Source organism: Delftia sp. WSY_10 (genome assembly GCF_043104705.1).
Lineage (GTDB): Bacteria > Pseudomonadota > Gammaproteobacteria > Burkholderiales > Burkholderiaceae_C > Comamonas > Comamonas tsuruhatensis.
This window is the reverse complement of record NZ_JBICKY010000012.1, coordinates 172,570-191,420: the sequence shown is the minus strand read 5'-3', so window position 1 is coordinate 191,420 and position 18,851 is coordinate 172,570. Positions and strand designations below refer to the sequence as shown.

At 67.2% G+C, this 18,851-nt stretch carries 17 protein-coding genes and 1 tRNA gene; 5 read left to right on the top strand and 13 right to left on the bottom strand.

The window, feature by feature from the left end:
• The first annotated feature begins 65 nt into the window (after nt 1-65).
• Complete coding sequence (locus ACF8ML_RS02990; protein ID WP_016445688.1) at nt 66-1,079, top strand: tripartite tricarboxylate transporter substrate binding protein; 1,014 nt, start codon at nt 66-68, stop codon at nt 1,077-1,079.
• Here the strand turns inward: ACF8ML_RS02990 and ACF8ML_RS02985 are convergent.
• The 6 genes from ACF8ML_RS02985 to ACF8ML_RS02960 all read right to left on the bottom strand — a co-directional run bounded on the left by ACF8ML_RS02985 (nt 1,066) and on the right by ACF8ML_RS02960 (nt 8,033).
• Nucleotides 1,066-2,517, bottom strand: coding sequence for an amidase (locus ACF8ML_RS02985; RefSeq protein WP_047326555.1), 1,452 nt, complete (start codon nt 2,515-2,517; stop codon nt 1,066-1,068). The two genes, ACF8ML_RS02990 and ACF8ML_RS02985, sit on opposite strands and share 14 nt — an antisense overlap.
• 100 nt (nt 2,518-2,617) lie before the next feature.
• A complete protein-coding gene (locus tag ACF8ML_RS02980; RefSeq protein WP_016451042.1) occupies nt 2,618-4,111 on the bottom strand; it encodes an ABC transporter substrate-binding protein in 1,494 nt (497 codons plus the stop codon).
• 136 nt (nt 4,112-4,247) lie between these two features.
• On the bottom strand, nt 4,248-5,090 hold the full coding sequence (locus tag ACF8ML_RS02975; RefSeq protein WP_034364074.1) for an ATP-binding cassette domain-containing protein: 843 nt from the start codon (nt 5,088-5,090) through the stop codon (nt 4,248-4,250).
• Nucleotides 5,087-6,142: an ABC transporter ATP-binding protein gene (locus ACF8ML_RS02970; RefSeq protein WP_047326556.1), complete on the bottom strand. Its 1,056-nt coding sequence runs from the start codon at nt 6,140-6,142 to the stop codon at nt 5,087-5,089. Before ACF8ML_RS02970 ends, ACF8ML_RS02975 begins: the two co-directional genes overlap by 4 nt.
• A gap of 14 nt (nt 6,143-6,156) precedes the next feature.
• On the bottom strand, nt 6,157-7,074 hold the full coding sequence (locus ACF8ML_RS02965; RefSeq protein WP_016445693.1) for an ABC transporter permease: 918 nt from the start codon (nt 7,072-7,074) through the stop codon (nt 6,157-6,159).
• Entirely contained in the window at nt 7,071-8,033 is a 963-nt protein-coding gene (locus tag ACF8ML_RS02960; RefSeq protein WP_016445694.1) for an ABC transporter permease, read from the bottom strand. The genes ACF8ML_RS02965 and ACF8ML_RS02960 overlap by 4 nt, the downstream gene beginning before the upstream one ends.
• A 290-nt stretch (nt 8,034-8,323) precedes the next feature.
• Between ACF8ML_RS02960 and ACF8ML_RS02955 the strand changes: the two genes are divergently transcribed.
• The gene (locus ACF8ML_RS02955) at nt 8,324-8,587 is read left to right on the top strand and encodes a YfhL family 4Fe-4S dicluster ferredoxin (protein ID WP_016445695.1); all 264 of its coding nucleotides are present in this window, start codon (nt 8,324-8,326) and stop codon (nt 8,585-8,587) included.
• Between the two features lie 4 nt (nt 8,588-8,591).
• On the opposite strand, the gene pth is transcribed toward ACF8ML_RS02955, so the two are convergent.
• The 7 genes from pth to ACF8ML_RS02920 form a co-directional block, all read right to left on the bottom strand.
• Nucleotides 8,592-9,215 carry an aminoacyl-tRNA hydrolase gene (pth, locus tag ACF8ML_RS02950; RefSeq protein WP_016445696.1) on the bottom strand — a complete coding sequence of 208 codons (624 nt, stop codon included), beginning with the start codon at nt 9,213-9,215 and terminating at the stop codon, nt 8,592-8,594.
• A gap of 124 nt (nt 9,216-9,339) precedes the next feature.
• Nucleotides 9,340-9,969, bottom strand: a complete 630-nt coding sequence (locus ACF8ML_RS02945; RefSeq protein ID WP_016445697.1) for a 50S ribosomal protein L25/general stress protein Ctc — start codon at nt 9,967-9,969, stop codon at nt 9,340-9,342.
• A 172-nt stretch (nt 9,970-10,141) separates the two neighbouring features.
• Entirely contained in the window at nt 10,142-11,101 is a 960-nt protein-coding gene (locus tag ACF8ML_RS02940; RefSeq protein WP_026063011.1) for a ribose-phosphate pyrophosphokinase, read from the bottom strand.
• 44 nt (nt 11,102-11,145) lie between these two features.
• A tRNA-Gln gene (locus ACF8ML_RS02935) sits at nt 11,146-11,222 on the bottom strand.
• Nucleotides 11,223-11,251: 29 nt separating this feature from the next.
• Nucleotides 11,252-12,115, bottom strand: coding sequence for a 4-(cytidine 5'-diphospho)-2-C-methyl-D-erythritol kinase (gene ispE, locus ACF8ML_RS02930; protein ID WP_017405119.1), 864 nt, complete (start codon nt 12,113-12,115; stop codon nt 11,252-11,254).
• A gap of 70 nt (nt 12,116-12,185) precedes the next feature.
• On the bottom strand, nt 12,186-12,698 hold the full coding sequence (locus ACF8ML_RS02925; RefSeq protein WP_046240494.1) for an outer membrane lipoprotein LolB: 513 nt from the start codon (nt 12,696-12,698) through the stop codon (nt 12,186-12,188).
• Nucleotides 12,699-12,742: 44 nt separating this feature from the next.
• Complete coding sequence (locus tag ACF8ML_RS02920) at nt 12,743-14,530, bottom strand: tetratricopeptide repeat protein (RefSeq protein WP_026062311.1); 1,788 nt, start codon at nt 14,528-14,530, stop codon at nt 12,743-12,745.
• A gap of 62 nt (nt 14,531-14,592) precedes the next feature.
• On the opposite strand from ACF8ML_RS02920, the gene mutM reads away from it, so the two are divergent.
• The 3 genes from mutM to mutY all read left to right on the top strand — a co-directional run bounded on the left by mutM (nt 14,593) and on the right by mutY (nt 18,831).
• The gene (gene mutM / locus ACF8ML_RS02915; protein WP_016445702.1) at nt 14,593-15,420 is read left to right on the top strand and encodes a bifunctional DNA-formamidopyrimidine glycosylase/DNA-(apurinic or apyrimidinic site) lyase; all 828 of its coding nucleotides are present in this window, start codon (nt 14,593-14,595) and stop codon (nt 15,418-15,420) included.
• Between the two features lie 338 nt (nt 15,421-15,758).
• Nucleotides 15,759-17,756, top strand: a complete 1,998-nt coding sequence (locus tag ACF8ML_RS02910) for a dynamin family protein (RefSeq protein WP_017405122.1) — start codon at nt 15,759-15,761, stop codon at nt 17,754-17,756.
• Between the two features lie 4 nt (nt 17,757-17,760).
• Nucleotides 17,761-18,831, top strand: a complete 1,071-nt coding sequence (gene mutY / locus ACF8ML_RS02905; RefSeq protein ID WP_392406243.1) for an A/G-specific adenine glycosylase — start codon at nt 17,761-17,763, stop codon at nt 18,829-18,831.
• Nucleotides 18,832-18,851 lie beyond the last annotated feature (20 nt).

Sequence of the window (18,851 nt, the reverse complement as noted above, 5' to 3'; positions counted from 1 at the left end):
CCACTGCGGCAGGGCACACCGCCCCGCCAACGAGGGCGGAGCACCGAAGGACAAGGAGACAAGCCATGGAATCGAGCCGACGCGGCTGCCTGCGGGCGGCGCTGGCATGCGCTGCCAGCGCCTCACTGGGTGCCGCCCTGGGAACGGCATCGCCGATCGCCTTTGCACAGCCGGCAGGCGGTGCCTACCCGTCCAAGCCGCTGCGCATGGTGATTCCCTACCCGGCAGGCGGCGGCACCGACATCATCGGGCGCATCATTGCCCAGCAACTGAGCCAGGCCTGGGGCCAGCCCGTGGTGGTGGAGAACCGGCCGGGCTCCAGCGGCATCATCGGCGGCGACGTGGTGGCCAAGTCGCCGCCAGACGGCTACACGCTGCTGCTGGGGATCACGGCCATGATCCAGTCGCCTGCGCTGTACGCCAGGATGCCCTATGACGTGCTCAAGGACTTTGCCCCCGTATCGCAGGTGGCCCTGTCCTCGGACCTGTTCGTGGTGCCGCGCGACGTGCCGGCCACGACGCTGCAGGAGTTCATCGCCCTGGTCAAGGCCCATCCGGGCAAGTACAGCAACGGCAACTACGGCAACGGCACCTCCTCGCACATGCATGGCGAGCTGCTGCGCGCCAGGGCCGGGCTGGACCTGGCGCTGATTCCCTACAAGGGCGCGGCGCCGCTGGTCAACGACGTGCTGGGCGGGCAGCTGTCGTCGGGCTTCATCGATGTGTCCTCGGCCAATGCGCACCTGAAGTCGGACAAGATCCGCATCCTGGCCATCACCGGCATGCAGCGCCACCCGGCGCTGCCCGAGGTGCCCACGTTTGCCGAGCTGGGCCTGGCCGGCTTCGAGGCCAATGGCTGGTTCGCCACCTTCGTGGCGGCGGGAACGCCCCGGCCCATCGTGGACCGGCTCTCGGCGGAGGTGCGGCGCATCGTGGCCACGCCCGAACTCAGCGGCCGCCTGGCCTCCATGGGCCTGCGCCCGGTGGGCGGCACGCCCGAGGAATTGGCCTCCGTCATGGCGCGCGACATGCCGCGCTGGGCGCGCATCGTGAAGGAGGCGGGAATCAGGCTGGAGTAGCCGATGCAGTCTGCGCCCGGTCCTGGCCCGACTGAACGGGCTGTGGCCAGGCGGGCAGGGGTGGGCGCAACTGCTCCAGCACCCGGCTGAGCCGGAGCACGCCCAGGTCGTCGAACCGGCGGCCTGCGATCTGCACGCCTATGGGCAGCTGCCCGTCATGCCCGCAGGGCACGGATGCGGCGGGCTGTTCGGACATGTTGTAGGGCACGGTAAAGGCAATGTGCTCCAGCGGCCGCAGCGGGTCGTTGGTGGGGCTGGGCAGGTGGGCGGGGAAGGCCGTGATCGGCGCCACGGGCGACAGCACATAGTCGTAGGCCGCCGTGGCCCGCACCGTGGCCGTGCGCAGAAGGTGCGACTGCTGGCTGGCCACGAACAGCTGCGTGGCTGTCAGTGGCGCGGCACTGTCGGCCCATTCGCGGATGAAGGGCAGGATCACGCGGCGCTGCGCGTCCGTCAGCGACTGCATTTCCACATGTGATCGCATGCGCCAGAAATGGTCGAGGCCGTCGAGCATGTCGCGGGTGAGCCAGGGCTCGATGCGCTCAATGTGCGCGCCGGCCGATTCCAGCCAGGCCGCAGCCTGCTCCACCACGGCGCGCACGCGGGGCTGCAGGGGCAGGCCGCAGCCGGCATCCAGCAGCAGGCCTATGCGCAGGCCGCGCACCTGGGCAGGGTCCATGTCGAAGCTGTCCCATGCAATCTCCTGGTGCGGCAGGCCCATGCTGTCGCGTGCATCGGGCAGGGACAGCACCTGCATCATCAGCGCGGCGTCGGCCACGCTGCGGGTCATGGGACCTGCGCAGCGGCCGGTGTAGGGCGGGTCGATGGGCACGCGGCCCAGGCTGGGCTTGAGGCCGAAGATGCCGCACCAGCCCGCCGGCAGGCGGATGGAGCCGCCGATGTCCGTGCCCACGTGCAGCGGCCCGTAGCCGGCCGCCGCAGCGGCGCCCGCACCGGCGCTGGAGCCGCCCGGCGTCTTGTCCGGATCCCAGGGGTTGAAGGTGTTGCCGTGCAGCGAGGACAGGCCGGACGACAGCATGCCGTAGTCGGGCATGGTGGTCTTGGCGAAAAGGATGGCGCCTGCCTCGCGCAGGCGTGCAGCGGGTGGGGCATCCAGCGGGGCCGCGACCTGCGGCATGGCGGCCGTGCCCACGGGCGTGGGATCGCCGCGCGTGGCGATGTTGTCCTTGACCGTGGCGGGAACGCCGTCGAGCAGGCCGGCCGGCTCGCCACGCAGCCAGCGGGCCTCGCTCTCGCGGGCCCGGGCCAGGGCGGCCTCGGGGCGCAGCAGGTAGGTGGCGTGCAGGGCCGGCTCCCAGCGCTGCACATGGGCCAGCAGGTCGTGCATGACCTCGACGGGCGAGAGGCTGCGGGCCCGGTAGGCGCGCAGCAGCGCATGGGCGGGCAGGTCGTGCAGGGCCTGTGTCGTTCCAGTCATCGCGGCTTCCTCGAAGATGGCGGTTCTTGCGGCAGATCTGGCGCAGTGTGGCCCGGTGCCACCGGCGCGCCTGTCGCCTGTGGCTCAGCCTGTGCGCGGTTCAGGTGGCCCAGGACAGTGCGGAGAGATCGTTGACGAAGACGGGCATGTCCTTCCACAGTCCGCGCAGGTTCTTGTTGGCCACGGTGACCCATTGCGGCGTGTAGAGGAAGGCATGCACGCAATCCTGGGCCAGCAGGCGCTGCGCATCGCCCAGCAGGCGCGAGCGGTCGGCGGGGCGCGAGGCGTTCTTGATCTTGTCGTACAGCTCGTTGAACTGGGGCGACTGGTAGCCCCAGTAGTAGTCGGGCTTGGCGAAGTTGCCCAGGTCGAAGGGCTCGACATGGGAGATCAGCGTCAGGTCGTAGTTCTTGAGGGTGTAGGTGCCCGACAGCCACTGCGCCCATTCGACGTTCTGCAGCTTGGCGCGGATGCCGATCTTGGCCAGCTGCGCGGCAATCACCTCGCCGCCCTGGCGCGCGTAGGGCGTGGGCGGCAGGGTCATGGTCAGCTCCAGCGGCGTCTTGACGCCGGCCTCGGCCAGCAGCGCCTTGGCCTTTTCCACGTCGAAGGGGTTGATGCCCGTGGTGTCCACGTAGCCGAAGGCCGTGGGCACGTAGTAGCTGCCAATGGGCAGGCCGTAGCCGTCGCCCGCGCCGTCGATGACGGCCTTGCGGTCGATGGCGGCGGCGATGGCGCGGCGCACCCGCGCATCGTTCAAGGGCTTGCGCGCGTTGTTCATGGCCAGGATGGTCTTGGCCCGCGAGCCGCTGACCACGACCTGGAAGCGCCCGTTGGCCTTGAACTGGGCCACGCTGCGCGGCGTGACGCGCGGGAAGGCGTCGACATCGCCGGCCAGCAGTGCGGCCACCTGGGCTGCAGGGTCGGAGATGAAGCGGAAGGTGGCACGGCGAATGCGCAGGCCGGGGGCCGTGCGGTACCGGGGCCAGGCCGTGAGCGTGACCGAGGCGCCCTTGTTCCAGTTGCCCAGCTGGTAGGGGCCCGTGCCCACGGGGCGCGTGGCGTTGGTGGCAGCGCTCTTGGGCTCCACGATGATGGAGGTCGCCTGCCCCAGCACGAAGAGGAAGTCGGGGTCGATGTCCTTGTTGGTGACGACCACCGTGTGGTCATCCACCACGCGCGTGGACAGGGCGGCGAAGGTGCGCTTGTCCTTGTTGGTGCTCTTGTCGTCGCCCGCGCGGTCGAAGGAGTACTTCACGCTGTGGGCGTTGCAGGGCTCGCCGTTCTGGAAACTCACACCCTTGCGCAGGCGGAAGGTGTAGGTCTTGAGGTCGGGCGAGACCTCCCAGCTTTCGGCCAGCAGCGGGGAGACGCTGCCGTCCGGATTGATCTTGGTCAGCGTCTCGAACAGGTTGTAGAGCACGATCTCGCCAATGGACGATGCGGCGCCGGCCGTGGGGTCCAGCCCCGGCGGCTCCAGCGTCATCGCCAGCGTGACACTGTCCTTGCGGCCCTGGGCCAGCGCAGGCCAGGGCATCAGCAGGGGCAGGCCGGCAGCAGCGGAGCTGGCCAGCAGGGAACGGCGATTGAACATGAACAGGTCTCCGGAAATTCTTGCAGATGGGTCATGGGCCGCTGGCTGCGGCCTGCAGCAGTGTTTTTACACCAGGGCGCGCGTGCGCGTGGCCATGAGGACCCGGTCCGCTCCGGTGGTTGTCAGCTTTCGGCTTTCAGGCGCGGTGCTGCAGGGCGATGCGTGGCACGGCCCGTACCAGGGCCTGGGTGTAGGGATGCTGCGGGGCGTGGAACAGTTGCTGCGGAGCCCCGCGCTCGACGATGCGGCCTTCGCTCAGCACGATGGCGTCGTCGCACAGGTGCTGGACCACGGCCAGGTCGTGGCTGATGAACAGGTAGGACAGGCCCAGCTGCTGCTGCAGATCGCGCAGCAGGTTCAGTACCTGGGCCTGCACCGAGACGTCGAGGGCGCTCACGGGCTCATCGGCCACGATGAGGCGGGGTCGCGTGACCAGGGCGCGTGCAATGGCGATGCGCTGGCGCTGGCCGCCCGAGAATTCATGCGGGTACTTGTCCAGGTCCTGCACGCGCAGCCCGACCTGCTCCAGCGTGGCGCGGGCCAGGTCGCGCCGGGCTGCGCGCTCGGGCGGTGCAGGCTGGGCGGTCAGGGGCTCGCAGACGATGTGTTCCACCGTCATGCGCGGGTCCAGCGAACCGTAAGGGTCCTGGAACACCATCTGGAAATCGCGGCGCGCCATGCGCAGGGCCTGGTTGCCGAGCCGGTGCAGATCCTGGCCCAGCAGCTGCACGCTGCCGGCGCTGGGAGTGTCCAGCGCCATGACCAGGCGTGCCAGCGTGGACTTGCCGGAACCCGACTCGCCCACCACGCCCAGGCTGCGCCCCGCCGTCAGCGTGAAATCCACGCCGCGCAGCGCATGCACCTGCTCCGGCGCACGCCACAACGAGCGGCGTGGCAGCCGGTAGCTGCGGGCCAGGTCCGTCACCTGCAGCAGGGGCGGCTCGGCAGCGGCCGGTGCCTGGCGGTCGTGCTCCGTCATGTGCTGCGGCCCTGCGTATGCATGCCCGGCGCAATGGCCTCGGAGCGCAGGCAGCGCACCACATGCGGCTGTGCCCAGGCCTGCAGGGCAGTGGGCATGGGCCGCTGCGGGCGCTCCAGCACCAGGGCGCGCGGGCGCTCGCTGTGGCAGGTGGGCTCGGTATAGCTGCAGCGGCCCGCGAAGGCGCAGCCGGCTGGCAGGTCCACCAGCTCGGGCACGGTGCCGGCAATGGTGGGCAACCGCGCCGGCGGCTGGTGGCCTGGTCCCGAAGGCTCCAGTTGCGGCCTGGCGGCGAACAGGCCGCGCGTGTAGGGATGGGCGCGGCGCGCGAAGATGGCCTCGGTCATGCCGCTTTCGACCACGGTGCCGCCGTACATCACCTGAAGCTGCTCCACGTTTTGCGCGATCACTCCCAGATCGTGCGAGATCAGCAGCAAGGCCATGGAGTGCTCGGCCACCAGTTCCTGCAGCAGATCCAGGATTTGCTGCTGCACGGTCACGTCCAGCGCCGTGGTAGGTTCGTCGGCGATCAGCAGGTCGGGCCCGCAGGCCAGGGCCATGGCGATGGTGATGCGCTGGCGCTGGCCGCCCGAGAACTGGTGCGGATAGTCGTCAAAGCGCTGGGCTGCGCGGGCAATGCCCACGCGCTCCAACAGGGCCACTGCGCGCTCGCGCGCGGCCTGGCGGCCCAGGCGCTGGTGGTGGCGCAGCGGCTCGGCCACCTGGCGGCCGATGCCGTGCACGGGGTTGAGGGCCGTCATGGGCTCCTGAAACACCATGGCCATGCGGTTGCCGCGCAGGCGGCACAGCGCGCGCTCGTCCATGTCCAGCAGCTCCTGGCCGTTGAGCCGGATGCTGCCGTCCACCTGCGCATGCTCCGGCAGCAGGCCCATCAGCGCCAGGGCGGTCAGCGACTTGCCGCAGCCCGACTCGCCGATCAGGCCCAGCGTGGCGCCGCGCTCCAGGATGAATTCCAGGTTCTGCACGGCACGCGCGCGGCCGCGCGGGGTCTGCAAGGTGATGGTGAGGCCGGAGACTTCGAGCAGGGGCATGGCGCGTGTCTTCCTCAGCGCTGGCGCGACAGGCGCGGGTCGAGCAGATCGCGCAGCCCGTCGCCCAGCAGGTTGAGCCCGAGCACGGACAGTGCAATGGCCAGGCCCGGCCACACGGCCAGCAGCGGGGCCTGGAACATGAGGGTCTGGGCCTCGCTGAGCATGCGGCCCCAGGAGGCCTGCGGCGGCTGCGTGCCCAGGCCCAGATAGGACAGGGCGGCTTCCGCCAGAATGGCCAGCGCGAACTGTATGGTGGCCTGCACCACCAGCACGGGCAGGATGTTGGGCAGCACATGGCGCCAGGTGATGCTGGCGCGGCCATGGCCGCAGGCGCGTGCAGCCAGCACGTATTCACGTGCCCAGACCGCCTTGGCCGATGCCCGCGTGATGCGCGCAAAGGTGGGAATGTTGAAGATGCCGATGGCAATGATGGCGTTGACGATGCCCGCGCCGAACACGGCCGTGAGCATGATGGCCGATAGCAGCGCAGGAAAGGCGAAACTGAAATCGGCCAGCCGCATGATGGCCTCTTCCACCCAGCCCCGGCAGGCCGCGGCGACCAGTCCCAGCACCACGCCCATCGACAGCCCGATGCCCACGGCGATCACGCCGACCAGGATGGAACTGCGCGCGCCCAGGAACAGCAGGGAGGCCACATCGCGCCCGTAGGCATCGGTGCCCAGCCAGTGCAGGCTGCCGGGTGCGGCCAGCTTGGCATCCAGGTCCATGTCGTAGGCCGAGCCCGGCGTCCACCACAAGGACAGCAGCGCGGTGAGCAGCAGCAGCGCGGTCAGCATGGCACCCAGCATGAAGCTGCGGTGGCCCAGCATGCGCCGGCCCAGGCTGGCCGGCCTGCTGAGGGTGACCGCCCGCGTGGGCCGATGGCCCGGTGGCGCAGCGGTCGGCGAAACAGGGTTGCCTGGCTGGCTCATATGTCGCTGGCCTCGATGCGTGGATCAATGGCTGCGTACAGCACATCCACGATGAAGTTGATGACCACCACCATGGCCGCCAGCAGCAGCACGCAGTTGCGCACGACGATGAGGTCGCGGTTGGCGATGGACTGGAAGATCAGCCGGCCCAGGCCCGGCAGGTAGAACACGTTCTCCACCACGATGGTGCCGGCCAGCAACTGGGCAAACTGCAGCCCCATGACCGTGAGCACGGGAATCATGGCATTGCGCAGCACGTGGCCCCAGAGCACGGCGCGGCGCGGCAGGCCCTTGGCGCGGGCCGTGCGAACGAAGTCCTCGCGCAGCACTTCCAGCACGGCCGAGCGCGTGATGCGCGCCAGGATGGCCGCCTGCACCACGGCCAGCGAGATCGCCGGCAGCAGCAGGGCCTGCAGTGCGGGCAGGACGCCGCCGCCATCGGCCTCGCTCCAGCCTGGAAAGCCGCCTGCGGAAAACCATTGCAGCTTCACCGAGAACACCAGGATCAGCAGGATGGCGAACCAGAAATTGGGGATGGCAATGCCGATCTGCGCCAGGCCCATGACGCCCAGGTCGCCCCATCGGTTGTGGCGCGAGGCGGCATAGATGCCCGCTGCCAGGGCCAGCACGGTGGTGATGAGCATGGCCATCACGGCCAGCGGGGCGGTCACTGCCAGGCGCTCCAGCACCAGATCGCTGACCGGTGTGCTGTAGGCGTAGCTCAGTCCCATGTCGCCATGCAGCAGCCCCTGCAGCCACTGCAGGTAGCGCTGCCAGGCTGGCTGGTCCAGTCCCAGCTGCTCGGCCAGCGCCTGCACGGCCTCGGGGGCGGCATCGGGCCCCATCAGCGTCTGGGCCGCATTGCCGGGCAGCACTTCCAGCACGCCGAACACCACGGCCGAGGCGCCCAGCAGCGTGGCTGCCAGCATCAGCAGGCGCTTGAGCAGGAAGACGCTCATGGGCAGTCGGCCTTGGCACGGTGTTGGGCTGTCACGTCGGCGGAATGTGTGTGGGTGGTTCTTGGCGGGCCCGAATGGTAATGCGCACGGCCCATGCGCGCAGCATAGCGGCCTTTGAAGGTGCATCGCTCCGTGCCGATCCGGCGCGTATGCTTGCCCGTGCAGCCTTCATGCGTATGAAGGGGGCAGGATAATGGCGCAATGACTGATGCCACCTTGCTGCAAGGCCCGTTCGGGGTGCAAGGGCCTGCCCGGCCCGGAGCGTGGCGTGCGCTTGCGAGGGACCTGCCATGGCTTTGATGATCACCGACGAATGCATCAACTGCGATGTCTGCGAACCCGAGTGCCCCAACGATGCAATCTCCATGGGCGAGGAGTACTACGAGATCGAGCACAGCAAGTGCACGGAATGCGTGGGGCATTTCGATGAACCCCAGTGCGTGCAGATCTGCCCCGTGGCCTGCATTCCCGTGAATCCCGCCCACGTGGAAGACCGCGAGACGCTGATGCAGAAATACCTGCGTCTGCAATCCCAGGCTCCCGCCGCTTCCTGATCGCTCAGCCCTTGTCGCTCTCGGCTGTGGCCGGGCGCACGGGCTTGGGGCGTGGAGGCTTGGTGGTGTGGATCAGCAAGGTCGCCTTGTCCATGTCGCCCGCCTGCAGCTCGGGCCAGGCCTTGAGCGAATGGGCAATGCTGTCCTCGATCAGCTGGCGCTGGTCGGGCGCGGGCTTCTTGAGCACCCAGTTGGCGACTTCGGCCTTGTGCCCCGGGTGGCCTATGCCGATGCGCAGCCGCCAGTAGTCGGCCGAGCCCAGCTGGGCATGGATATCGCGCAGGCCGTTGTGGCCGCCGTGGCTGCCGCCGCGCTTGAGCTTGACCTGGCCTGGGGCGAAGTCCAGTTCGTCATGGACCACGAGGACCTCCTCGGGCTGGATCTTGAAAAAGCGCGCCAGCGCGCCCACCGATTTGCCGGACAGGTTCATGAAGGTCTGCGGCTCGAGCAGCCAGACACTCTCGCCACGCACGCTGGCGCGGGCCATGAGGCCGAAGTAGCTGCGCTCGGGCACCAGGTGGACCTTGAGTTCGCGCGCCAGCGCATCTATCCACCAAAAACCCGCGTTGTGGCGGGTGTCCTCATACTCCGGCCCGGGATTGCCCAGGCCGACAAACAATTTGATCATCGGGCGATTATCTCCATGGCGGCCTCAGCAGGCAGGCGATGGTGTTCACCATGCAAAAGGCCCACGCGAGGTGGGCCTTTTGCAGGTTGCGGCAGCCGCAGCCGCCGCAAGGGAAAGCCAAGAATTACTTCTTGCCCTTCTTTGCCGGAGCGGCCGGGGCCGCTGCGGGAGCTGCGGATGCATCAGGAGCCACTTCGGGCAGCTTGATGGAGATCAGGGCCGGGTTCTTGTTGGAGCCGCGCACCACAGCCTTCACGCCGTTGGGCAGCTTGACGTTCTGCAGGCCCAGGGTCGACTTGGAGGTCAGGCCGCTCAGGTCCACCTTGATGAACTCGGGCAGTTGAGCGGGCATGCACACCACGTCCAGTTCATGGATCAGGGGAGTGATGGTGCAGTTCTCGACCTTGACGGCCTGGGACTGTTCCATGCCCTCGAAGTGCAGCGGCACCTTCAGGTGAACCTTGGTCTTGTCGTCAACGCGCTGGAAGTCCACGTGCAGGATCAGCTGCTTGTAGGGGTGGAATTGCACGTCGCGCAGCACGACCTTGGAGGTCTGGCCGTTGACTTCCATGTCCAGAACGCTGGAATGGAACACTTCCTTCTTCAGGGCGTGCCACAGGGCGTTGTGATCGATCTCGATCAGTTGGGCTTCGGCAGCACCGCCGTAGACGATGCCAGGGGCCTTGCCCGAATTGCGCAGACGGCGGCTCGCACCCGTACCTTGCTTGGCGCGCTCAAAAGCGACGAATTGCATAACTAACTCCTAGATGGATGGACCGCGACCAGCCTCATCCGTTGATAAAAGAACGCCTGCCCCGTGCGGAACAGGCTGCTCTTGCGGTGTCCCGGGATGGTCCTGAAACCATCCCGGAACGCGCAAACCTCCCGAAGGAGGTTTGCTGGTTCAGACCACAGGGGCCGATATTTTATTCGGAGAACAGGCTCAGCACCGAATCGCCGGTGGAAATCCGCTGGATTGTCTGGGCAATCAGGGGGGCCACGGACAGTTGGCGGATCTTGCCGCAAGCCTGGGCTTCGGCGCTCAGAGGAATGGTGTTGGTCACCACGACCTCGTCCAGTGCACTGCCGTTGCCGATGCGCTCGATGGCCGGACCCGAGAAGATCGGGTGCGTGCAATAGGCGTAGACGCTCTTGGCACCACGCTGCTTGAGCACTTCGGCTGCCTTCACCAGGGTGCCGGCGGTGTCGATCATGTCATCCATGATCACGCAGTTGCGGCCGTCGATGTCGCCGATCACGTGCATGACTTCGGAGACGTTGGCCTTGGGGCGGCGCTTGTCGATGATGGCCAGGTCGCAGCCCAGCTGCTTGGCCAGCGCACGGGCACGGACCACGCCACCCACGTCGGGCGAGACAACGATCAGGTCTTCGTAGTTCTTCTGGCGCAGATCGCCCAGCAGCACCGGCGTGGCATAGATGTTGTCCACGGGGATGTCGAAGAAACCCTGGATCTGGTCTGCGTGCAAGTCCATGGTCAGCACGCGCTCGACACCCACGGCCTGCAGCATGTTGGCCACGACCTTGGCCGTGATCGGCACGCGGGTGGAGCGCGGGCGGCGGTCCTGGCGGGCGTAGCCGAAGTAGGGAATCACCGCGCAGATGCGCTCGGCCGATGCACGCTTGAGGGCGTCCACCATGACCAGCAGTTCCATCAGGTTGTCGTTGGTCGGTGCGCAGGTCGATTGCACGACGAAGACGTCGCGCGTACGCACGTTCTGCTTGATCTCGACGGCGACTTCTCCATCGGAGAAGCGACCCACGTCGGCTGCACCCAGCGTGGTGCCGAGGTGCTGAACGATTTCAGCGGCCATGCCAGGATTGGCATTGCCGGTGAAGACCATGATGTCAGGATGATGTGAATGCATTGAGCGCCCCAGTACGATGGGTTTGCCTTGACGCGAAAGACGTTTGGCAGGGGAGGAAGGACTCGAACCCTCGCATGCCGGAATCAAAATCCGGTGCCTTTACCAACTTGGCGACTCCCCTACACAGGCCCTCTGCCGCAGGCAGACAGCCTATAAACTCTCATCTTTGAGCCAATCCTTGAGGGGATGGGCCTGCAGATTCCTGCAAACTCTGACATTCCAGATGCCTGGGGCATTCTCGAAGTCGATTGTTTGCGTCAGTGGTGCAAATACTGCACTTCCCGAGCCCGTCATTCTAGCACGCAGTTTGAAGGACTTGAGCCAATCAATGGCTTTTTTCACTTCAGGCTGCAGCCTTTCGGCGACGGGCTGCAAGTCGTTCTGGCCAAAGCCATAGTGATCTGCAGCAAAGTCAGCGATTGTAGCATGGGCATGATCGCGCTTGAGGTCGGGGGCGCGGAAGATGGACAGGGTTTCCAGTCCCGCCTCGGGCTTGACCACCACGAACCGCTGGGGCGGCAGGGCATGGCTGTGCTCCAGCGGCGTGATGTGCTCGCCTATGCCCTCCACCCAGGCGGAGCTGCCGCACAGAAAGAAGGGCACATCTGCGCCCAGGCCCAGTCCAATGCGCTGCAGTTCGCGCCGGGTCAGGTTCAGTTGCCACAGGCGGTTCAGCGCCATGAGGGTGGATGCCGCATCCGACGATCCTCCGCCCATCCCGGCCTGTGCCGGCAGGCGCTTTTCCACGCCTATGTGCACGCCCTGGCTGCAGCCGGTGGCCTGTTGCAGCGCGCGTGCGGCCCGCATGATGAGGTCGTCGGCAGGAAGGGCCATGCCCGAGAGGTCCTCGCGGCTGACGTTGCCGTCGCCGCGCTTGTCGAAGTGCAGCGTGTCGTGCCAGTCCAGCAGCATGAAGACCGATTGCAGCAGGTGGTAGCCATCGTCTCGGCGGCCGGTGATATGGAGGAACAGGTTGAGCTTGGCCGGAGCCGGCACGTCGTGGAGCGAGCGCATGGGCTGGAGAGGATGAGAGGGATGGAGGCGGGTGCGGCGGGATGGGGGCAGAGGGCGCGCCCGGCGCAAATCAGGGTGTGTCGAGCACGATGCGCAGCGCTGCCGGCGGCTGCGGGTCATGGCGCCGGGCGGACAGCCGGCCCTGCTCCATGCGGGAGAGATCGACCTGCCAGCCTGCGGCTGCGGTGGCCCGGCCCCGCAGCCAGTCGAACAGGGCAGCGATGGGCAGGTCGCTGCCCGTCAGCTCTTGCACCAGCGTGGGCAGCGAGTCCGAGGTCTTGCGGTCCTCGCCTTGCTGCAGGCTGGCCTGTCCTGGCGCCCAGAGCAGGCGCGCCAGCGTCGATCCCAGGGGGGTGAACAGCAGCAACTCGCCGCGCTGGGGGGTGCCCAGCAGCTCGAAGCCTGCGCTGAAGGATTGGTTCTGCGCATCTTCCACCTGCAGCGCCAGTCGGCCCGACCAGTGCCCGGCGGCGGCCGGTGCTGCTGCATCGGCCTGGAGCTGGCGGGGTGGCAGGGCGCAGCCGGCCAGAGTCAGCAGCGCCGTGGCAGCAGCCGTGGCGCACAGCTGCCGGCGGATGAGCATGGGGCGCAAACGATGGGGCACGGGGTGGGGCACGGCGCGGCGGCTCAAAGCGAGACGCCCAGGCGGCGCAGGGTGTCGCGCAGCGTGGTGTTGTCGGGGCTGGAGGCCAGGCCCTGGCGCCAGATCTTCTGCGCGCGTTCGCGATCGCCCTTGACCCAGAGCACCTCGCCCAGGTGCGCCGCGATCTCCACGTCGGGGCGGGAGGCGTAGGCGCTTTCAAGCAGCTTGAGCGCTTCGTCCAGGTTGCCTTGGCGGAATTTCACCCAGGCCAGGCTGTCGGTGATGAAGGGGTCGCCTGGCGACATCTCCAGCGCCTTGCCCACGAGCTTTTCTGCTTCGTCCAGATGGATGCCGCGCTCGGCGAAGGAGTAGCCCAGCGCGTTGTAGGCATGCTGGAAGTCGGGCCGACGCGCGATGATGCCGCGCAGCAGCCGCTCCATTTCGTCATGCTTGCCGATGCGCTCCGCGAGCAGGGCCGTGTCGTAGGCCAGTTCGGCGTCTTCGGGGTCCTGTTTTTGCAGCTCGGCCTGCAGCGCATAGGCCTGGGCATTCTGATTGGCGTCGCGCAACAGCTGCACTTCGGCCAGACGCTTGAGCCGTTGCTGACTGGGGCCGCTGGCAGGCACGGCTTCGATCAGGGCGCGCGCTTCCTTGAGCTTGCCCTGGCGTGCAAGCAGGCTCGCTCGGCGCGCCTGCACGCTCAGCAGGTTGGGGGCATCGTCGATGCGGCGCAGCAGGGCATCGGCCTCGTCGAACCTGCCTTGCTTTTCAGCGATCTGTGATTGCAGCAGGTAGTACTGGGACTGGCCAGCGCTGCGCGCCACGCCGGCAGGAATCTGCGGCACGAGCTTGCCGAAGCGCTCGGTGGATGCCTGAGCCGCACCCACATCGTTCGTTTGCAGCTGCAGGGCGGCCAGCGTGGCCCAGGCTTCGGCGTAGTCGGGCGAATCCATGGTGATGGAGACCAGTTGCTGCCGGGCCTCGTCCAGGCGCTGCTGACCCAGCAGCACGCGGGCATAGGCCATGCGCATCTGGGCTGACGGGTTCTTGGCCAGGTAGCGCTTGACGATGGGTTCCGCCTCCGGCATGCCGGCTTCCAGCAGCTCCATGGACAGCAGGGCCACGGGGCCTGTGTCGGGCGTCAGCGCCTGGGCCTTTTGCACGGCCTGCATGGCTGCGGCCTTTTGCCCGGCGCCCAGGCGCATGTGGCCGATGGTGGCCCAGGCCAGCGGGCCGCTGGCCGGATTGTCGGTTTCGCCGGCCATAGCCTGCTCGACCACATCGGCAGCAAGGGCCTTGTCGCTGGCGTTGTTGTAGAGCTGGGTGATGCCCAGATAGGTGGCAGGCTTGGACGGAGCGGGCGTGGCCTCGATCTCGCGCTTGAGATAGCTGCCGGTATCGGCGATGCGGTTCAGCGCCACCAGGATCTGGAGCACGAAGCGGTTGGCATCGCGTGACTGGGGAAAGGCGTCCAGCCAGGCGCGGGCATTGGCCAGTGCGCGCTCACCGGAGCGCGACTGCAGCGCCAGTTCCGTGCCACGGCGGTACAGCTGCTCGCTGCCGCTGGTGCGCGCAGCCTCCATCATCATGGCCTGGGCATCGCCCAGCGCGCCTTCGCTGGCAGCGATTTCGCCGACCAGGATCTCGTAGAACAGTTCGGCGTTGAGCGCTGCGCGCTCCTCTTCGGCAGACGCGGCGGCGGACGATGGAGGTTCCGGGGATTCCGTCTCGATGGTGGCTGCGGTCTTGCCAGGCAGTGCCCAGGCAGTGGCGGAACCCATGGCCAGGGCTGCTGCCACGGCGAGTCCCTGAAGGCGAAGGCGATGATCCATCGAATCATAATAATCGAAGCCTCGGCCCGCATTTCGCACAACCTCAGTACAACCCGGATCGCATGCCCGAATTGCCAGAAGTAGAAGTCACGCGGCGTGCGTTCGCCTCGCAGATCGCCGGAGCGCGCATTGAATCCGTGGCGCTGGGCAAGCCATTGCGCTGGCCTCTGGGCATTGCCCCCGAGCTTCTGACCGGGCGCGAGGTGCACAGCGTGCGCCGGCGCGGCAAGTACCTGCTGATGCAACTGAGCGAAGGCCTGCTCATGCTGCATCTGGGCATGTCGGGCAGCCTGCGTTTCGTGGCGCCGCACGAGTTGCCGCTGGGTCCGGCGGGCGCACATGACCATTTCGATCTGCACACCAGCAAGGGCCAGCTGCGCCTGCACGATCCGCGCCGGTTCGGTGCGGTGATGTATGTGCCGGCCGAGAACGATCCCTGGGCGCGCAGGCTGCTGGACCATCTGGGAATGGAGCCGCTGGATGACAGCTTCCTGTTCGAGACCTTCAAGGCCGGTCTGAAGGCCAGCCGTACGCCCATCAAGCAATTGCTGTTGAGCGGCAGCGTGGTGGTGGGCGTGGGCAATATCTATGCGTCCGAAGTGCTGTTCATGGCACGCATTGCGCCCACGCAGCCGGCCTGCGAGGTGGGGCCGCGCAAGGTGCGCCGGCTGTTCGAGGAGATTCGCCGCGTGCTGGAACTGGCGGTGGAGCAAGGGGGAACGACGCTGCGTGATTTCTCGGCGCCCGACGGCATGGCAGGCCACTTCCAGCTGCAGGCCAAGGTGTATGGCCGCGAGGGCCAGCCCTGCACGCATTGCGGCTCGCCCATACAGCTGCTGCGCCAGGGCCAGCGCAGCACCTACTTTTGCGCGCGGTGTCAGAAAGCGTGAGATGGCCTCAAAAAGAGGAGCGAATTCTCAACGTCTCGTAACGCTTGTGGAGGCCAATCTGCGCGAGATTCATATCGGGTCTGTGCGGGAGGCTCACATTTCTGAAAAATTACCCCTCAGCCGCGCTGGATTGATGGTGAAATATTGTTTCATTTGTAAATAAACGATGTTTTGCCCTGAATCCCCCCGTTCCAGGGGCCGGCCTTGGGGCGCAGCTGCGGGCAAAACGGGGCGACGGTGCTATATTTTGATGAGAAAAGGCATCACGCTTGCGGCGCAATGTCGAGGCGATCACTAAGCATCGGCAGGCATTGGCGATGCAATGGCGGGGGAAACACGTGGGACCATCATTCAACGAGCAATTCGACCAGCACGGCGCATGGCGCCGTGGCTTTGCGCAGCAATTGCATGCGCTGCGCGAATGGTTGCAGTCCCAGGAGCTGCTGGATGTCGCTGTGCAGGAGCGGCTGCAGCGGCTGGAAGCCCAGGTGCGTGGCGACAAGGTCATGGTGGCCTTCGTGGCCGAGTTCTCCCGCGGCAAGTCCGAGCTGATCAACGCAGTCTTCTTCGCCCACTACGGCCGCCGCCTCATGCCGGCCAGCGCAGGTCGCACCACCATGTGCCCGGCCGAGCTGGGCTGGGAAGCCGAACTGCAGCCCAGCCTGCGCCTGCTGCCCATCGATACGCGCGAATCGCTGGAAAGCCTGGGCCAGTGGCGCGCCCGGCCCGAGGCCTGGCTGCAGCTGCCGCTGGATGTGAACAATGCCCAGCAGATTGCCGACACGCTGGCCAAGGTGGCCGAGGTGCGCAAGGTGTCGGTGGATCTGGCGCGAACCTGGGGCTTCTGGCATGACGATGACCAGGGCGGCAATCCCTTCGTGGATGAGCAGGGCCTGGTGGAGGTGCCCATGTGGCGCCACGCGCTGATCAACATGCCCCATCCCCTGCTCAAGCAGGGGCTGGTCATTCTGGATACGCCCGGCCTGAATGCCGTGGGTGCCGAGCCCGAGCTGACCGTCAACCTCATCCCCCAGGCCCATGCCGTGGTCTTCGTGCTGGCGGCCGATACCGGCGTGACCAAGTCCGACCTGGCCATCTGGCGCGACCATGTGCTGCCGCCCGATGCGGCGTCGGGCCAGCAGGCACTGGCCGATTCGCGTCTGGTGGTGCTCAACAAGATAGATACGCTGTGGGATAGCCTCAGCTCCGCGACGCAGGTGCAGGCCCAGCTGCAGCGCCAGCGCCAGGAATCGGCCCAGATGCTGGGCCTGCCTGTGGAGCGGGTGTTGCCCGTGTCGGCACAAAAGGGCCTGGTGGCCAAGGTCTCCGGCAACGAGGCGCTGCTGCAGGCCAGCGGGCTGCCCATGTTCGAGAACATGCTGGCCGAGGGCATCATGGGCCAGCGCCAGAAGGTGCTGCAGACGGCTGTCAGGGCCAATGTGCAGCAGTTGCAGGTCGAGGTGGAGCGCGTGCTCAATATCCGCCGCCGCGACCTGGACGACCAGATGGCCGAGCTGCGCAGCCTGCGCGGCAAGAACGCCAGCGTGATTGCCTCCATGCGCAACCGCATCGAGAGCGAGCAGCGCGATTTCGATGCCAGCGCCGCCAGGATCCAGGCCGTGCGCCTGGTGCACATGCGCATGCTGCGCGACATCTTCCGCCAGCTCGGTTCCAGCGCGCTCAAGCAGGAACTGGTCGATCTCAAGGAGGCGCTGGAGCAGCGCGGCCTGAAGCTGGGCGCGCGCAAGGTCTACGCGGAAACCTTCGAACGCCTGCGCACCGTGGCGACGCGGGCCCAGGCGCAGGCCGGCGAGATCCAGTCCATGCTGGGCGCGACCTTCAAGGAACTCAATGCCGAGTTCGGCTTCTCGCTGCAGGCTCCTGCGCAGCTGGAGCTGACCGAGTTCGGTGGCGACCTGCAGCGCATCGAGGCCAGCTACACCCAGTACCTGGGCCTGGGCCACGCGCTCAGGCGCAGCAATCCCGCGTTTGCCCAGCGGCTGATCAAGGCCCTTGCCATGCGTCTGCGCACGGTCTTCGAGTCTGCGGCCAACGACGTGGACATGTGGAGCAAGTCCGCCACGGCCCAGCTGGATGCCCAATTGAAAGAGCGCAAGCGCAGCTTTGCCCGCCGCATCGAAGCGGTGGACCGCATCCAGAATGCGGCTTCGGGCCTGGTCGAGCGCATTGCCGAAATCGAGGCCGCCGACGAACAGCTCACGGCCTTGCAGCTGCAGCTGGGACAGGCCACCATGGAACTGCTGCAACCCCTGTCGCCCACGCCCGCCTTCCCCGGCCTGGCAAAGGCTGCACAGGAAACTTCACTGACTGCTTGATATCTTGACCTTTCCCTCGATTGCCACGCCCGTCGTGCAGTGGCAGGCGTCGCATGGACGCAATCACCTGCCCTGGCAGCAGACGCGCGATCCCTACCGCGTCTGGCTCTCTGAAATCATGCTGCAGCAGACCCAGGTGAGCACCGTGCTGGGCTACTACCAGCGCTTCCTTGATGCCTTTCCCGATGTCGCCAGCCTCGCGGCCGCGCCGCAGGATGCCGTGCTGGCGCTGTGGAGCGGCCTGGGCTACTACAGCCGTGCGCGCAACCTGCACCGCTGCGCCCAGGCCGTGGTCCAGGAGTGGGGTGGTGCCTTTCCATGCAGGGCCGAGGATCTGGCCACGCTGCCCGGCATAGGCCGGTCCACGGCCGGCGCCATCGCGTCCTTTTGCTTTTCCGAGCGCGTGCCCATCCTCGATGCCAATGTGCGGCGCGTGCTCACGCGCGTGCTGGCCTTCGATGCCGATCTGGCCCTGGCCAGGAACGAGCGCGAACTGTGGGACCTGGCCCAGCAGCTGTGCCCCACCGAGGACCTGCAGCAGGCCATGCCCCGCTATACCCAGGGCCTGATGGACCTGGGTGCCACCATCTGCACGCCGCGCAAGCCCAGCTGCCTGGTCTGTCCGCTGCAGCCGCAGTGCCGGGCGGCCCGCTTCGGCAATCCCGAAAACTACCCCGTGCGCACGCGCAAGCTCAAGCGCAGTTCCGAGGCCTGGTGGCTGCTGATCGCCGTGGACGGGCAAGGCCGCGTCTGGCTGGAGCGCCGCCCGCAGCAGGGCATCTGGGCGGGCCTTTATGCGCCTCCCGTGTTCAATGAACGCGAGGCGCTGGAGCAGGCCGCCGCACGGCACTGGCCCGCCGCACGATCCGCCGACTGGACCGAGCTGCCGGCTTTCCTGCATGTGCTCACCCACCGTGATTTGCATCTGCATCCGGTGCGCGTGCCTGTCCATGGCAGCGGCCCGGATGCTGCCATGGCAGACGGCCAGGGCTGCTGGGCCGATGCCAGGGCCTGGGCCGACATGGGCCTGCCGGCCCCGGTGCGCAAGCTGCTGGATGCGCAGTTTGCGGGCTGAAGCCCAAGGCCGCCGCGTCT

Excerpts from the sequence above, each read along its gene's own strand:
- ACF8ML_RS02970 (WP_047326556.1), bottom strand. The coding sequence starts at position 6,142 with ATGCCCCTGCTCGAAGTCTCCGGCCTCACCATCACCTTGCAGACCCCG.
- ACF8ML_RS02955 (WP_016445695.1), top strand. The coding sequence starts at position 8,324 with ATGGCTTTGATGATCACCGACGAATGCATCAACTGCGATGTCTGCGAA.
- ACF8ML_RS02980 (WP_016451042.1), bottom strand. The coding sequence starts at position 4,111 with ATGTTCAATCGCCGTTCCCTGCTGGCCAGCTCCGCTGCTGCCGGCCTG.
- ACF8ML_RS02990 (WP_016445688.1), top strand. The coding sequence starts at position 66 with ATGGAATCGAGCCGACGCGGCTGCCTGCGGGCGGCGCTGGCATGCGCT.
- ACF8ML_RS02960 (WP_016445694.1), bottom strand. The coding sequence starts at position 8,033 with ATGAGCGTCTTCCTGCTCAAGCGCCTGCTGATGCTGGCAGCCACGCTG.
- ACF8ML_RS02940 (WP_026063011.1), bottom strand. The coding sequence starts at position 11,101 with ATGCATTCACATCATCCTGACATCATGGTCTTCACCGGCAATGCCAAT.
- ACF8ML_RS02945 (WP_016445697.1), bottom strand. The coding sequence starts at position 9,969 with ATGCAATTCGTCGCTTTTGAGCGCGCCAAGCAAGGTACGGGTGCGAGC.
- mutM (WP_016445702.1), top strand. The coding sequence starts at position 14,593 with ATGCCCGAATTGCCAGAAGTAGAAGTCACGCGGCGTGCGTTCGCCTCG.
- ACF8ML_RS02965 (WP_016445693.1), bottom strand. The coding sequence starts at position 7,074 with ATGAGCCAGCCAGGCAACCCTGTTTCGCCGACCGCTGCGCCACCGGGC.
- ACF8ML_RS02920 (WP_026062311.1), bottom strand. The coding sequence starts at position 14,530 with ATGGATCATCGCCTTCGCCTTCAGGGACTCGCCGTGGCAGCAGCCCTG.
- ispE (WP_017405119.1), bottom strand. The coding sequence starts at position 12,115 with ATGCGCTCGCTCCACGACGTGCCGGCTCCGGCCAAGCTCAACCTGTTC.
- pth (WP_016445696.1), bottom strand. The coding sequence starts at position 9,215 with ATGATCAAATTGTTTGTCGGCCTGGGCAATCCCGGGCCGGAGTATGAG.
- ACF8ML_RS02985 (WP_047326555.1), bottom strand. The coding sequence starts at position 2,517 with ATGACTGGAACGACACAGGCCCTGCACGACCTGCCCGCCCATGCGCTG.
- ACF8ML_RS02925 (WP_046240494.1), bottom strand. The coding sequence starts at position 12,698 with ATGCTCATCCGCCGGCAGCTGTGCGCCACGGCTGCTGCCACGGCGCTG.
- ACF8ML_RS02975 (WP_034364074.1), bottom strand. The coding sequence starts at position 5,090 with ATGACGGAGCACGACCGCCAGGCACCGGCCGCTGCCGAGCCGCCCCTG.